Raw genomic sequence first — 14,435 nt, 5'->3', positions numbered from 1 at the left:
AGTTCTGTGACAACACGAAAACTTCTCATAACTGACCTGCAGAGCATGAAAGTCGGCCCACGCGCATAAAAAAAGCGGCCCGAAGACCGCTTTCTTGCTCGCTGACTTGACGGGCAGGAACTTACTGCAACGTCGCGGCAAGACGCTCCGCATGTTGGTTGGCCAACTCTGCGTCCTGCGCTTCCACCATCACGCGGACGACCGGCTCCGTACCCGACGGACGAATCAGTACCCGCCCCTTGCCGTCAAGCTCTGCCTCGCTGGTCTTCAGCGCCGCTTGCAGGCCAGCGTGCGATTTCCAGTCGAAACCCTTTTCGACCCGCACATTGATGAGTTTTTGCGGGAACAGGCGCACGCCGTCCAGCATCTGGTCCAGCGTCTGGCCGCTGCGACGCAATGCCGCAAGCACCTGCAGCGCCGAGATGATGCCGTCGCCCGTGCTGTGCTTATCCAGGCAGAGCAAGTGGCCCGACCCTTCGCCGCCCAGGAGCCAACCATTCTTCTTCAGCTCTTCAAGCACGTAGCGGTCGCCCACCTTGGCGCGCACGAATTCAACGCCCTGCGCCTTGAGCGCCAGCTCCACAGCAAGATTGGTCATGAGCGTGCCGACCGCACCCGGCACCGTCTGGCCCGCCGCCCGGCGCGCCTGCACCATGACGTAGAGCAGTTCGTCTCCGTTGTAGAGCCGGCCATTGCGGTCCACCACCTGCAGGCGGTCGGCATCGCCGTCGAAGGCCAGGCCGATGTCGGCCCCATGCTCGCGCGTGGCCTCGACCAACTTGCCTGGCGCCGTCGCGCCATAGCCGTCGTTGATGTTGCGACCATTCGGCTGGTTGCCGATCGACACGACGTCCGCACCCAACTCATGGAAGACGTGCGGTGCGATGTGATAGGCCGCGCCATGCGCGCTGTCCAGCACGACCTTCATGCCGAACAGGTTCAGGTCGCTGGGGAACGTGCTCTTGCAGAACTCAATGTAGCGGCCAGCGGCATCCTCGATACGACGGGCACGGCCCAACGCGTCTGAGGCTGCGTACTCCATCGGCCTTTCCAGCTCGGCCTCAATCTGCAGTTCGGTTTCGTCCGGCAGCTTGTCGCCGGTGGCTGAGAAAAACTTGATGCCGTTGTCGTAATACGGGTTATGTGACGCAGAAATCACCACCCCCGCCGACAGCCGCAGTGCGCGCGTGAGATACGCCACGCCCGGCGTGGGCAGCGGCCCGCTCATCAGGACGTCAACTCCGGCTGCGGTAAAGCCCGCTTCCAACGCGGCTTCCAGCATGTAGCCCGACAGGCGCGTGTCCTTCCCGATCAGCACGGTAGGACGGCCATGGCCGTGCGCCTCTCCGCCATGAGCCAGCACTCGGCCTGCTGCATACCCAAGGCGCAACACGAAATCCGGCGTGATCGGGCTTTCACCGACACGCCCACGGATGCCGTCGGTGCCGAAATACTTCCTGGACATTGGGTGTCTCTCCTGGAGAATGTTTCTTTCTTTGTTTGTAAGGCGCCGGCCATCGCCGGGCAATCCTCTATTTGCTTGACCCCCAGCCGCGTGAGGCCGGGGCGGCTCTCAGGCGACTGGCGGATCGACGCGTTCATGACGCATCGCCCACCACAATTGAATCGCTTCCACCGTTGGCCGCACGTCGTGCACACGCACGATGAACGCGCCTCGCTCTGCGGCCAGCAATGCGGCCGCTACACTGGCCGTCACGCGCTCGGCCGGCGGCTTGCCACCCAGCACAGCGCCGAGCGTCGATTTGCGCGATAAACCAACGAGCAGCGGCAAACCGATCCGATTGAACTCCGCCAAGCGATTGAGCATGGTGAGATTGTGATCCGGCGTTTTGCCAAAACCAAATCCCGGATCGAGCGAAATACGCTCAACCGCCACGCCAGCGGCCATCAGCGCCTCCGTTTGCGCACGCAGGAAGGTCTCAACCTCGCCCATCAGGTCGGCGTAGCTGGGCGATTCCTGCATCGTTTCAGGGTCACGCTGCATGTGCATGACGCACAGGCCCGCGTCGCCCTTGGCCACTGCTTCAATCGCGCCAGGCCGGCGAAAGCCCCAGATATCGTTGATCAGATCGGCGCCTGCATCCAGCGTGGCGCGCATCACCTCGGGCTTGTAAGTATCGATGGACAACGGTTTGCCGCATTCGCGGAGCGCCTCGACGATGGGCATCACGCGATCCAACTCGGCTTGCAGGCTCAACGGTTCGGCACCAGGCCGGCTCGATTCGCCGCCGATGTCGATCATGTCGACGCCTTCTGCGATCAGCTTTTCAGCATGGCGCAAGGCGGCATCGCGCGTGGCGTGCTGCCCTCCATCGGAGAATGAATCGGGCGTGACGTTGAGAATGCCCATAACCAGCGGACGCCGATCACGTGCGTAACGGAAACGTCCGCACTGGAAGTGCGTTGTGGTGGGATTGAAAGCGGACAAGATAGATCGATGGAAATGCTGCGCAGGACCGGAATGCTACGCCAGGCGTACCGGAAAACGCCAACAAAAAAGCCGGTGCGTTTGCACCGGCTCTTCTGTGTCACCGCCGGGGCGACAAACTAACGGGTCATCATCAGGCCGTGGCAGGCACATTGCCCGGGTTCACACCAGCCGGCGTACCACCACCCGGCGGGGTGCTGCCACCGCCGGTCGAGCCGTAGCGCGGCGGGCGCGGCGGCTTGCCGTCCATGATGTCGTTGACCTGATCGGCGTCGATGGTTTCCCACTCGAGCAGCGCCGCAGTCATGGCTTCAACCTTTTCGCGATTCGCTTCCAGCAGCCCCTTGGCCAGGGCGTATTGCTCGTCGACGATGCGGCGGATTTCCGAATCCACCTTCTGCTGCGTGGCCTCAGACACCGTCTTGGATGCCATACGGCCGAAGAAACCGTCCTGCTCCGTATCGACGTAGACCATGGTGCCAAGCGCATCGCTCATGCCATAGCGCGTCACCATGTCGCGGGCCATCTTGGTGGCACGTTCGAAGTCGTTGGAAGCACCGGTGCTCATCGCACCCAGGAACACCTCTTCTGCAGCACGGCCACCGAACAGAATCGCGACCTCTTCGAGCATCGTGTCCTTATAGGCATAGTGCTTGTCGTGCTCCGGCAGTTGCCATGTCAGACCGCCAGCCCAGCCGCGCGGCATGATCGTGACCTTGTGCACTGGATCAGCCTTCGGCAGCAGCTTGGCCACCACCGCATGGCCCGATTCGTGGTACGCCGTGGCGCGGCGTTCCTCTTCGCGGATCACAGCCGACTTGCGCTCCGGACCCATGAAGATCTTGTCCTTTGCATCTTCGAAGTCCTGCATGTCGACCACGCGCTTGTTACGGCGTGCAGCAAACAACGCAGCTTCGTTGACCAAGTTGGCCAGATCGGCACCCGAAAAGCCCGGGGTACCGCGCGCCAGCACCGATGCATCAACGTCGTTGCCGATAGGCACCTTGCGCATGTGCACCTTGAGAATCTGCTCGCGGCCGCGAATGTCAGGCAGCCCAACGTAGACCTGACGGTCGAAGCGGCCCGGACGCAGCAGCGCCTTGTCGAGCACATCTGCACGGTTGGTTGCCGCGATCACGATGACGCCCGAGTTGGCCTCGAAGCCGTCCATCTCGACCAGCATCTGGTTCAGGGTCTGCTCGCGCTCGTCGTTGCCGCCGCCCATGCCCGCGCCACGATGACGGCCAACCGCATCGATTTCATCGATGAACACGATGCAGGGGGCCTGCTTCTTGGCGTTTTCGAACATGTCGCGCACGCGGGCTGCGCCCACGCCAACGAACATTTCAACGAAGTCCGAACCGGAAATGCTGAAGAAAGGTACCTTGGCTTCGCCGGCAATGGCGCGAGCCAGCAGCGTCTTACCGGTACCCGGAGGGCCCACCAGCAATACGCCGCGGGGGATACGCCCGCCCAGCTTCTGGAATTTCTGCGGATCCTTCAGGAAATCAACCAGCTCGACGACTTCCTCCTTGGACTCGTCACAGCCTGCCACGTCAGCAAACGTGACGCTGTTGTTGTTCTCATCGATCAACCGCGCCCGCGATTTGCCGAACGAGAAGGCGCCGCCTTTCCCGCCGCCCTGCATCTGCCGCATCATGTAGAACCAGAACACGATGATCAGCAACGTGGGGCCGAGGTAGTAAAGCGCGGTGAGAAGCACACCTTGCTCTTCTTCTGCCTTGCCGGTCACCTGCACGCCGTACTTCATCAGGTCGCCCACCATCCAGATGTCGCCGGGCGAGATGATGGAATATTTGTTGCCCTCGTTGGGCGTGACCAACAGCGTGCGGCCCTGGACTTCGACACGTTTGACCTTGCCGGCCTTCGCGTCATCCATGAATTGCGAGTACGTCACACCCTCTTGGGTGCGCGGCTTGTCGAACTGCTTGAAGACGGTGAACAGCACCAAGGCAATCACCAGCCAGATGGCCGCCTTCTGAAACCAGTTGTTATTCAAGGCGAGACTCCTTTAGAAATGCCTTGACGGGATGCTTGCATTGTAATGCACGGACACCGCCGCGGGTTGATTGCCCGCAAGACCGAGGCACCACCGTGCTAGCAGGGGCCCTCTGTGAGTATCGTCCGTCAGCCCGGTTGCTTGAGCTGCCGGCCCAACAGGAATGTTTCGGACGATTTGTCGCGGGAGGCTTTAGGCTTGCGCGGCGCAACGATCTTGAAATGGCGCTTGAACATCTCGACGATCTGACTATAGCCACTGCCGTGAAAACATTTGATCAGCAGTGCGCCCTCAGGTTTCAGGTGCGCCATGGCAAATTCCACAGCCAGTTCAGCGATGTGCTCCATACGCGCGGCGTCTGCCGACGCCACACCTGAGAGATTGGGGGCCATATCGGACAAAACAAGGTCCACTTTGCCGCCGCCACTAGCTTCCAGCACGATTTCTTCCAACTGCCGGAAAACGTCGTCCTCGCGAAAGTCACCCTGGATGAAAGTGACGTCGGCAATGGCTTCCATTGGGAGGATGTCGATGGCGACGATTGCCCCATCGATACGGCCATCCTTGGCGCGCGGCGATGCGGCCAGCTTGTTGCGCACGTATTGGCTCCAGCTGCCCGGCGCGGCGCCCAGATCAACGATGACCTGGCCCGGCTTGATCAGCTTGTCCTGCTCGTCGATCTCTTTGAGCTTGTAGGCGGCTCGCGCGCGATAGCCTTCGCGCTGCGCGAGCTTTACGTACGGATCGTTGATATGGTCGTGCAGCCACGACTGGTTGAACTTGTTCTTTGCCATCGAATTGGTTGCAATTTCGCCCGGATGTCGCGCCAAACATGGCAGCCAGGACTGGTTTTGGCGGATAATACGCGCCGTTTGTCTTTTTGCGCGATTCCGCCCTTATTTATGCCCGCCCTTATCCTCACCCCTGCCCAACGATCGGAACTGCGCTCCGAAGCGCACGCGTTGAACCCGGTCGTCATCATCGGTGCGGAGGGCCTGACCAAGGCCGTTCTGGCCGAAATCGACCGCTCGCTGGCGGCCCACGGGCTGATCAAGATCCGCGTCTTCGGCGATGACCGCGAAGCTCGGATCGAACTCTATGACACCATCTGCGCCCGGCTGCAGGCGGCCCCGGTACAGCACATCGGTAAGCTGCTGGTGATCTGGCGCGAAGGCCCGGCGTACCTGAAGGAAAACCAGCCGCGAGACCTCAAGCCGCCGCGCAAGACGACCGTTGGTGCCGGCCCGCGCTCGGTCACCGTGCGCAAGCCGAACCCGAACAGCGCGCGCCGTCCGAAGCCGGTCCGCCTGAGCGTGCTCGGCAACGAGCGCGTCACGGCCGGCGGCAACGTCAAGCGCGCGAAACCGCGTCAAACCAGCCAGAAAAAGAAAGCGCTGTCCTGATTCAATTCGGCACCGTACAGAAAACGACCGGCTTTCCAGCCGGTCTTTTTTTTGGCAGCAGGCGGCTTACCGAATACCGGCCGCCTTCCAGATCAGCGCCAACCCCAGCAGGCTCTGCACCAGATAGAACACACTCGATACGCCGTGCAGCATGCCAAACTGTGCGCGATAAGGCGAATCCCCCACCGCCACGCCGAGCGCATCGGCCTGTTCGCGCAGCGACGCCATGAAGGGCTGCAGGCCGAAATATCCCACCAGCACGCAAAGCAGCATCGCCAGGACAAGCCAGCGCAGCCGCCGGTATCCGGCCTGACCGCGACGCACCAGCGCCGTGGCAGCCAGCAGCAGCAAGCACCCTGTCGCCAAACCGATCCACGCTTGCGCATGAAACAACCGGCCGGCAATCGAGCCGGCCAACTGGCGATCATTCAGCATCGCAAACAGCGTCGGAGCGACGATGTAACCGATGGTCCAGAGCGAACCGCACCACACCGTGGCAAGCAACTGGAAGAAGCGCTGCGGCATGGCGGTTGCCTCGGATCGGGTTAGAGGTACTTGACGGCCAGGACTTCGTACTCGCGTTCGCCGCCGGGGGCAACCACGGTGGCGACATCGCCTTCGAACTTGCCGATCAACGCACGGGCGATCGGCGAGCTGATCGAAATCTTGCCGGTTTCCAGATCGGCCTCGTCATCGCCGACGATCTGGTACGTGACGGGCTTACCCGAATCCAAGTCTTCGAGGTCGATGGTGGCGCCAAACACTACGCGGCCATCGGCATCCAGCGAAGCCGGATCGATGATCTGCGCAGCGGACAGCTTGCCTTCGATTTCCTGGATACGGCCTTCGATGAAGCCCTGGCGCTCCTTGGCGGCATCATAGTCGGCGTTTTCGGACAGATCGCCCTGGGCGCGTGCCTCGGCGATGGCGTTGACAACGGCCGGACGCTCCTTGGTCTTCAGACGTTGAAGCTCTTCTTTCAGCATCTCGGCACCGCGCTTGGTAATCGGAATGGTGCTCATCGTAAGTAATTCGGAATCACAAAAAAATCAGCCGCTGCGAAGCGGGAGGGCGCGTAGCGCACACCCGCCCGACGGCGGCTGTCGTTGTTTTGACACGGACGCTCTAGTTTAGGCGAACCGTCCGGAGGCGGCAACTGCTCCTCTCCGGCCGGCTCGCCGCGACGCTATGCCGCGTCGCGGGCCCTGAGGATGGGCTTACAGGGTGGCGTGCAGACCCTGCAGGTCATACACATCCAGGTGCTGCATGTGCTTCAGACCTTCCACCGCGGCGCGCGCACCGGCGATGGTCGTGTAGTACGTGACACGCTGCGCCAATGCAGCCTGGCGGATGGAACGCGAGTCGGCAATCGCGGCACGCGTCTCGTCGACGGTCGTGAAGACGAGCGCGATCTCGCTGTTCTTGATCATGTCGACAATGTGCGGACGGCCGTCCTTCACCTTGTTGACCACGCGCACCGGAATGCCGGCGGCTTCAATGGCGGAAGCCGTACCGCGCGTCGCCACGATCGGGTAGCCCAGCGTATGCAGCGCGCGGGCCACTTCCACGGCTTGCGGCTTGTCGCTGTCCTTGACCGTCATGAGCACGGTGCCCTTCTCGGGCAGGCGCGAACCGGCGGCGAGCTGGCTCTTGAAGAGCGCCTCGCCAAAGGTCTTGCCCACACCCATCACCTCGCCGGTGGAGCGCATTTCCGGTCCAAGCACCGGGTCGACACCCGGGAACTTGTTGAACGGGAACACCGCTTCCTTCACGCTGTAGTACGCCGGCACGACTTCCTTTTCGATGCCTTGCGAATCGAGCGACTGACCGGCCATACAGCGCGCCGCGACCTTGGCCAACGAGACACCGGTCGCCTTCGAAACGTACGGCACGGTACGTGAAGCACGCGGGTTCACTTCCAGCACGTAGACGATGTCCTCACCGCCCTTCTGCTGGATCGCGAACTGCACGTTCATCAGACCAACCACGTTCAGCGCCTTGGCCATCGCAGCGGTCTGGCGCTTGAGCTCATCAACGGTAGCTTGCGACAGCGAGTACGGCGGCAGCGAGCAAGCCGAGTCGCCCGAGTGCACGCCAGCCTGCTCGATGTGCTCCATCACGCCGCCGATGAAGACGCGCTTGCCGTCAGACAGGCAATCCACGTCGCACTCGATGGCGTCATTCAGGAAGCGGTCGAGCAGCACGGGGCTGTCGTTCGACACCTTCACGGCCTCGCGCATGTAGCGCTCGAGGTCGCGCGGCTCATGCACGATTTCCATCGCGCGGCCACCCAGCACGTACGACGGACGCACCACCAGCGGGTAGCCGATTTCTTCGGCCAGCTTGAGCGCTTCGTCTTCGGCACGCGCGGTGCGGTTGGGCGGCTGGCGCAGGCCCAGCTCGTGCAGCAGCTTCTGGAAGCGCTCACGGTCTTCGGCCGCGTCGATCATGTCCGGCGACGTGCCGATGATAGGCACGCCATTGGCTTCCAGGTCGAGCGCGAGCTTCAGCGGCGTCTGGCCACCGTATTGCACGATCACGCCGACCGGCTTTTCCTTGTCGACGATCTCGAGCACGTCTTCCAGCGTCACCGGCTCGAAGTACAGGCGGTCGGACGTGTCGTAGTCGGTCGAGACGGTTTCCGGGTTGCAGTTGACCATGATGGTCTCGTACCCGTCTTCGCGCAGTGCCAGCGCGGCGTGCACGCAGCAGTAGTCGAACTCGATGCCTTGGCCGATCCGGTTCGGGCCACCGCCCAGCACCATGATCTTCTTGTTGCTGGTCGGCTCGGCTTCGCACTCGCCGTGCTCGGCCTCATAGGTCGAGTACAGATACGCGGTGTTGGTGGCGAATTCGGCCGCGCAGGTGTCCACGCGCTTGTAGACCGGGCGGACCTTTTCGGCGATACGCTTCTCACGCACGGCCTTGGAAGTCGTCTTCATCAGCTTGGCCAAGCGGCGGTCGGAGAAGCCCTTCTGCTTGAGCAGACGCAGCTCGGCAGCCGACAGGCTATCCAGCGTGCGCGCCTTGACCAGCGCTTCGGTCTTGACGATGTCTTCGATCTGCGCGAGGAACCACGGGTCGATGGACGTCTCTGCGTAGACCTCGTCGATCGACAGGCCCAGGCGGAATGCGTCACCCAGGTACCAGATGCGGTCCGGACCGGCTTCGCCGATCTCTTCGATGATTTCGTCGCGATCGGTGGACTTTTCGTCCAGGCCATCCACACCGACTTCCAGGCCGCGCAGCGCCTTCTGGAACGATTCCTGGAAGGTCCGCCCCATGGCCATCACCTCGCCCACGGACTTCATCTGCGTGGTCAGGTGGCTGTCGGCCTGCGGGAATTTTTCGAACGCGAAACGCGGCACCTTGGTGACCACGTAGTCGATCGACGGCTCGAACGACGCCGGGGTCGCACCACCGGTGATCTCGTTCTTCAGCTCGTCCAGCGTGTAACCCACAGCCAGCTTGGCAGCAACCTTGGCGATCGGGAAACCGGTGGCCTTGGAAGCCAGCGCGGAGGAGCGCGACACACGCGGGTTCATCTCGATCACGATCATCCGGCCATCCTTCGGATTGATCGAGAACTGTACGTTCGAGCCGCCGGTATCCACGCCGATCTCGCGCAGCACGGCCAGCGAGGCGTTACGCAGGATCTGGTATTCCTTGTCGGTCAGCGTCTGTGCCGGGGCCACGGTGATGGAGTCACCGGTGTGGATGCCCATCGGGTCCAGGTTTTCGATCGAGCAGACGATGATGCAGTTGTCGGCCTTGTCGCGCACGACTTCCATCTCATATTCCTTCCAGCCCAGCAGCGATTCTTCGATCAGCAGCTCGTTGGTCGGCGAGAGGTCGAGACCGCGCTTGCAGATCTCTTCGAATTCTTCGCGGTTGTATGCAATGCCGCCGCCCGTGCCGCCCAGCGTGAACGACGGACGGATGACGATCGGGTAGCCGCTCGTGCCGGTTTCCTTGGCGATCTGCGACTGCACGGCCACGGCTTCGTCCATCGAATGCGCAATGCCGGACTTGGCCGAACCCAGGCCGATCTTGGTCATCGCGTCCTTGAACTTCTGCCGGTCTTCGGCCTTGTCGATGGCCTCGGGCGATGCGCCGATCAGCTCGACGTTGTACTTCTTCAGCACGCCGTGGCGGTGCAAGTCCAGCGCGCAGTTCAGCGCGGTCTGGCCGCCCATGGTCGGTAGGATCGCGTCGGGGCGTTCCTTGGCGATGATGCGCTCGACGACTTCCCAGGTGATCGGCTCGATGTAGGTCACGTCGGCCGTGTTGGGGTCGGTCATGATCGTGGCCGGGTTGCTGTTGACCAGGACCACCTTGAAGCCTTCTTCACGGAGCGCCTTGCAAGCCTGCGCGCCGGAGTAATCGAATTCACACGCCTGGCCGATGATGATCGGACCCGCGCCGATGATCAGGATGGTTTTGATATCTGTACGTTTTGGCATAACCCGCTCGATTCGATTAATTCAGTGTGGCCGTCGCCAGCTTGGCGGAAAAGCCGATAAACATGGCGCCGACGCCGCTGCTCATACCAGCAGACAAACGTCGTCGCGCGCGGAACGCCGCGGCCAGCCGCGCGCCCACGAAGATGATGGTGGTCAGGTACAGGAAGCTGCAGATCTGGCAGACCAGCCCCAGCACGACGAACGACACCACCGGCAGCGCGTAGTGCGGGTCGACGAACTGGATGAAGAACGAGATGAAGAACAGGATCGCCTTCGGGTTCAGCAGGCTGATGATCAGCGCCTTCTTGAAGGGATGCGATTCATCGGCCGGGACCGCGTTTTGTTCGACGGACCCGCTGGCCTTGCGCGCGCGCCAATTGCGCACCGCGCCACGCAGCATCTGCAGACCGATCCACGCAAGGTACGCCGCACCGATGTACTTCACGACGTAGAACAGCGCCGGACTCGCCTTCAACAGCGAAGCCACGCCCGCTGCCGACAACACCATCAGGATGGCATCGCCCAGAAACACACCGCATGCGCCCTGGTAGCCCGCGCGCACACCGCGTCGGGCCGCCACCGACAGCACGTACATCGAGTTCGGCCCCGGCAGCAGCACGATGAAGATCGTGCCGAGCAGGAAGGTCCAGAACTCGGTGATGCCGAAGTGGGCGAGCATGAAGGCGTTCATGACGATGCGATCTCGTAGGCTTTACTGCTTGGCTGCGTCCATCGCCGCGGTGAAGCGGTCGAACAGATACGCGATGTCGTGCGGACCGGGCGACGCCTCCGGGTGACCCTGGAAACAGAACGCCGGGCGGTCGGTCAGCTCGAAGCCCTGCAGCGTGCCGTCAAACAGCGAAACGTGCGTCACGCGCGCATTGGCCGGCAGCGATTCCGGGTCCACTGCAAAGCCGTGGTTCTGCGAGGTGATGACCACGCGGCCATCCTGCAGATCCTTGACCGGGTGGTTGGCGCCGTGGTGGCCGGTCTTCATCTTGAGCGTCTTGGCGCCCACAGCCAGGCCCATGATCTGATGACCCAGGCAGATACCGAAAGTCGGCAGGCGGCGCTCGAGGAATTCCTTGGCAGCGGCGATCGCGTAGTCGCACGGCTCCGGATCGCCGGGGCCGTTGGACAGGAAGACGCCATCCGGGTTATGCGCCAGGACATCGGCTGCACTGGTTTGCGCCGGCACCACCGTTACGCGGCAGCCACGCTCGGCCAGCATGCGCAGGATGTTGAACTTGACGCCGAAGTCGTACGCGACCACGTGGTACTTCGGGGCTTCCTGCTTGCCGTAGCCGCGACCCAGCTCCCATTCGGTCTGGGTCCACTCGTACGGCTCGGTCACAGATACGACCTTGGCCAGATCCATGCCCGACAGGCCCGGGAACGAACGCGCGAGGTCGATGGCCTTCTGCACGTTGTCTTCGCCGGCGAGAATGCAACCATTCTGGGCGCCCTTCTCACGCAGAATCCGAGTCAGCTTGCGGGTATCGATTCCGGCAATGGCGACCACCTTCTCACCCTTCAGGTAATGCGAGAGCGAGTGTTCCTTGCGGAAATTGGACGCGAGGATCGGCAGATCCTTGATGATGAGGCCGGCGGCATGGACTTTCGTAGCTTCGACGTCCTCACGGTTCACGCCAACGTTACCGATATGCGGATACGTGAGCGTGACGATCTGGCGCGAGTAGCTCGGATCGGTAAGGATTTCCTGATAGCCGGTGATGGCAGTGTTGAACACCACTTCGCCGATCGTATGACCGGCCGCACCGATGGAATAGCCACGAAAGACCGTGCCGTCTGCAAGCGCGAGGATGGCGGGCGGGAAAGACGGCAACACGGGTAGCTCCTGCTGGATTCACCCTGTGCCGACCTGATCACCTTGTCGCCGAAGCGGAATTCCGGCTGCGCGGAATCCGGGCCGTTCGCGCGTCGCGAGTCGGGCTGGGACAGAACTCACCAGAAATCACCGAGAAACGAGGCAGACGGGGCGGTAGGCGGGAGGTAGGAAGCGGTTGGCGCTAGGGTGATGGGTTTCTGAACTCAAACCCAACAAGTATACCCGGACACCGCAAAAAACTCAATAAAAGGAAGGACTTAACGGCGAGCGCCACCCGCATGGCGCCCTCCCGTCATGCCCTGACGCCCAGCTCCAAGCGGGCGAGAACGTCACGTTTGCAGTGCCCTACTCGCCTCGCATGGCAGCCTGCACCTGAGCCAATGCCGTGGGGTCCTCGATGGTGGTCAGATCGCCCGGGTCACGGCCCTCTGCTACGGCCTGCATTGCGCGGCGCAGCAGTTTTCCGGAGCGCGTCTTGGGCAAGGCCCCGACGAAGAATACGCGCGAGGGCCGCGCCACTGCGCCGAGTTGCGCCTCGACCGTGCGCATCAGTTCTCCCTCCAGGGCCAAGCGCCCCGCCGCCTCAGAAATGCGCGAGGCGTCACGCACGATGGCAAACCCCATCGCCACCTGCCCTTTGAGTTGATCTGCTACGCCGACCACCGCCACCTCGGCGATGGCCGGATGTGACGACAGACTCTCTTCGATCTCGCGGGTGCCGAGGCGGTGGCCTGCAACGTTGATCACATCGTCGGTGCGGCCGAGGATGGTCACGTAGCCCTCCTCATCACGCACACCCCAGTCGAAGCTCGAATAGATGTGCCGACCGGGAAACGCCGACCAGTATGTCTGCAGGAAGCGGGCGTCGTCGCCCCAGACGGTGGTCATGCAGCCTGGCGGCAGGGGCGCGGCAACGGCGAGGAGCCCCTTCTCGCCTGGGGCGCACGGCTCCCCGGTGGCCTCATCCAGGATGTCGAGCTTGTAGCCGTAGACCGGGAAGCCCGGCGAGCCGAGCTTTTGCTCGGAAGGCTCGACCCCTTGCGGAATGGCCAACATCGGCCAGCCGGTCTCGGTCTGCCAGTAGTTGTCAACGATGGGCTTGTGCAGAGCCTCGCCAATCCAACTGGCGGTGGGCTCGTCCAGCGGCTCGCCGGCAAGGAACAGGCGCCGCAGACTCGACAGATCATGTCGCTGCAGCAGCGCAGGATCCTGCTTCTTGAGCACGCGAATGGCGGTCGGCGCGGTGAACATCACATTCACGCGGTATTGCTCAACGATGCGCCACCAGACGGCGCCGTCGGGGCGGATCGGCGTGCCTTCGTACATGACCGTCGTCAGGCCAGCGAGCAGCGGCGCATAGACGATGTAGCTGTGGCCGACCACCCAGCCAACATCCGACGCAGTGAACATCGTGTCGCCGGGCTGCGCACCGAAAATGAGCGGCATCGACGCAGCCAGTGCCACCGCATAGCCGCCGGTGTCGCGCTGCACGCCCTTCGGTTTGCCGGTCGTACCCGAGGTGTAGAGGATGTACGAGGGCTCGCTCGACTCCATCCATTCGCACGGCACATCGGCATTCGCATGCTCTGCCGCAAGCGTTGCGTAATCAACATCGCGCGGGTTGTGCTGCATGGGCGCCAGTTTGCGATCGACGAGCAACACGCGTTCAGGCTTGTGCGCCGCCAAGTCAATCGCGGTGCCCAGCAACGGCTTGTATTCGACTACCTTGCCTGCGCGCGAGCCCGCATCCGCACTGACGATCACACGCGGCGTAGCGTCGTCGATGCGCGTGGCGAGGCTGTTGGATGCGAAACCGCCGAACACCACCGAATGGATCGCACCGATGCGCGCACAGGCCAGCATGGCAAACGCGGCTTCAGGAATCATCGGCAGATAAATCAGCACGCGATCGCCGCGTTTGACGCCCAGCGCCTGCAGGCTCGCTGCCATGCGGTTGACCTCGCGATGGAGCTGGCGATAGGTGTACGTGGTCTCCAGGCCGGTCTCAGTGGAGACGTACACCAGCGCTGCTTGCTCGCCGCGCGTGGCGAGATGCCGGTCGATGGCGTTGTGGCAAAGGTTGGTGCGACCGCCCACGAACCACTTGGCGAACGGCAAGCGCGAATCGTCGAGGACTGCCGAATACGGCGTTTGCCACTCAATGCGCTGAGCCTGTTCGCCCCAAAAGCCTGCGGGGTCGTCAATGGAGCGCTGATACAGCGCGCGATACGCGGCGGACATGGGCATGACG

General features: G+C 62.6%; 11 protein-coding genes. 1 reads left to right on the top strand and 10 read right to left on the bottom strand.

Going from position 1 to position 14,435, the window contains the following annotated elements; all coding sequences use genetic code 11:
* Window positions 1-121: 121 nt before the first annotated feature.
* From glmM to ACTJK6_RS00485, 4 genes are all read right to left on the bottom strand, one after another.
* Entirely contained in the window at window positions 122-1,465 is a 1,344-nt protein-coding gene (gene glmM / locus ACTJK6_RS00500) for a phosphoglucosamine mutase (RefSeq protein ID WP_260802311.1), read from the bottom strand.
* Between the two features lie 108 nt (window positions 1,466-1,573).
* A complete protein-coding gene (gene folP / locus ACTJK6_RS00495) occupies window positions 1,574-2,371 on the bottom strand; it encodes a dihydropteroate synthase (RefSeq protein ID WP_322016842.1) in 798 nt (265 codons plus the stop codon).
* Between the two features lie 211 nt (window positions 2,372-2,582).
* On the bottom strand, window positions 2,583-4,469 hold the full coding sequence (ftsH, locus tag ACTJK6_RS00490) for an ATP-dependent zinc metalloprotease FtsH (protein ID WP_232040334.1): 1,887 nt from the start codon (window positions 4,467-4,469) through the stop codon (window positions 2,583-2,585).
* A gap of 128 nt (window positions 4,470-4,597) precedes the next feature.
* Window positions 4,598-5,263 (bottom strand): RlmE family RNA methyltransferase, encoded by a 666-nt coding sequence (locus ACTJK6_RS00485; RefSeq protein ID WP_232040335.1) that lies wholly within the window; start codon window positions 5,261-5,263, stop codon window positions 4,598-4,600.
* Window positions 5,264-5,371: 108 nt separating this feature from the next.
* Between ACTJK6_RS00485 and ACTJK6_RS00480 the strand changes: the two genes are divergently transcribed.
* Complete coding sequence (locus ACTJK6_RS00480; protein ID WP_004634261.1) at window positions 5,372-5,872, top strand: YhbY family RNA-binding protein; 501 nt, start codon at window positions 5,372-5,374, stop codon at window positions 5,870-5,872.
* Between the two features lie 66 nt (window positions 5,873-5,938).
* Here ACTJK6_RS00480 and ACTJK6_RS00475 read toward each other — a convergent pair whose 3' ends face one another.
* From ACTJK6_RS00475 to prpE, 6 genes are all read right to left on the bottom strand, one after another.
* The gene (locus ACTJK6_RS00475; protein WP_232040336.1) at window positions 5,939-6,397 is read right to left on the bottom strand and encodes a DUF4149 domain-containing protein; all 459 of its coding nucleotides are present in this window, start codon (window positions 6,395-6,397) and stop codon (window positions 5,939-5,941) included.
* Window positions 6,398-6,417: 20 nt separating this feature from the next.
* Entirely contained in the window at window positions 6,418-6,894 is a 477-nt protein-coding gene (gene greA / locus ACTJK6_RS00470) for a transcription elongation factor GreA (protein ID WP_027681156.1), read from the bottom strand.
* Between the two features lie 195 nt (window positions 6,895-7,089).
* Window positions 7,090-10,335 (bottom strand): carbamoyl-phosphate synthase large subunit, encoded by a 3,246-nt coding sequence (gene carB, locus ACTJK6_RS00465; protein ID WP_232040337.1) that lies wholly within the window; start codon window positions 10,333-10,335, stop codon window positions 7,090-7,092.
* Window positions 10,336-10,351: 16 nt separating this feature from the next.
* Entirely contained in the window at window positions 10,352-11,026 is a 675-nt protein-coding gene (leuE, locus tag ACTJK6_RS00460) for a leucine efflux protein LeuE (RefSeq protein WP_232040338.1), read from the bottom strand.
* A 21-nt stretch (window positions 11,027-11,047) separates the two neighbouring features.
* Entirely contained in the window at window positions 11,048-12,184 is a 1,137-nt protein-coding gene (gene carA / locus ACTJK6_RS00455; RefSeq protein ID WP_252691290.1) for a glutamine-hydrolyzing carbamoyl-phosphate synthase small subunit, read from the bottom strand.
* A 345-nt stretch (window positions 12,185-12,529) separates the two neighbouring features.
* Window positions 12,530-14,431, bottom strand: a complete 1,902-nt coding sequence (gene prpE, locus ACTJK6_RS00450; RefSeq protein ID WP_440838110.1) for a propionate--CoA ligase — start codon at window positions 14,429-14,431, stop codon at window positions 12,530-12,532.
* Between the last annotated feature and the right edge of the window lie 4 nt (window positions 14,432-14,435).

It is taken from the genome of Ralstonia sp. 22086 (assembly GCF_052045975.1).
Classification (GTDB): Bacteria; Pseudomonadota; Gammaproteobacteria; order Burkholderiales; family Burkholderiaceae; genus Ralstonia; species Ralstonia wenshanensis.
This window is presented reverse-complemented; position numbering and strand designations above follow the sequence as displayed.

Bases quoted from the DNA above. Each gene is read 5' to 3' on its own strand.
- glmM (WP_260802311.1), bottom strand. From the start codon at position 1,465: ATGTCCAGGAAGTATTTCGGCACCGACGGCATCCGTGGGCGTGTCGGT.
- ACTJK6_RS00485 (WP_232040335.1), bottom strand. From the start codon at position 5,263: ATGGCAAAGAACAAGTTCAACCAGTCGTGGCTGCACGACCATATCAAC.
- greA (WP_027681156.1), bottom strand. From the start codon at position 6,894: ATGAGCACCATTCCGATTACCAAGCGCGGTGCCGAGATGCTGAAAGAA.
- leuE (WP_232040338.1), bottom strand. From the start codon at position 11,026: ATGAACGCCTTCATGCTCGCCCACTTCGGCATCACCGAGTTCTGGACC.
- folP (WP_322016842.1), bottom strand. From the start codon at position 2,371: ATGGGCATTCTCAACGTCACGCCCGATTCATTCTCCGATGGAGGGCAG.
- prpE (WP_440838110.1), bottom strand. From the start codon at position 14,431: ATGCCCATGTCCGCCGCGTATCGCGCGCTGTATCAGCGCTCCATTGAC.
- ACTJK6_RS00475 (WP_232040336.1), bottom strand. From the start codon at position 6,397: ATGCCGCAGCGCTTCTTCCAGTTGCTTGCCACGGTGTGGTGCGGTTCG.
- ACTJK6_RS00480 (WP_004634261.1), top strand. From the start codon at position 5,372: ATGCCCGCCCTTATCCTCACCCCTGCCCAACGATCGGAACTGCGCTCC.
- carB (WP_232040337.1), bottom strand. From the start codon at position 10,335: ATGCCAAAACGTACAGATATCAAAACCATCCTGATCATCGGCGCGGGT.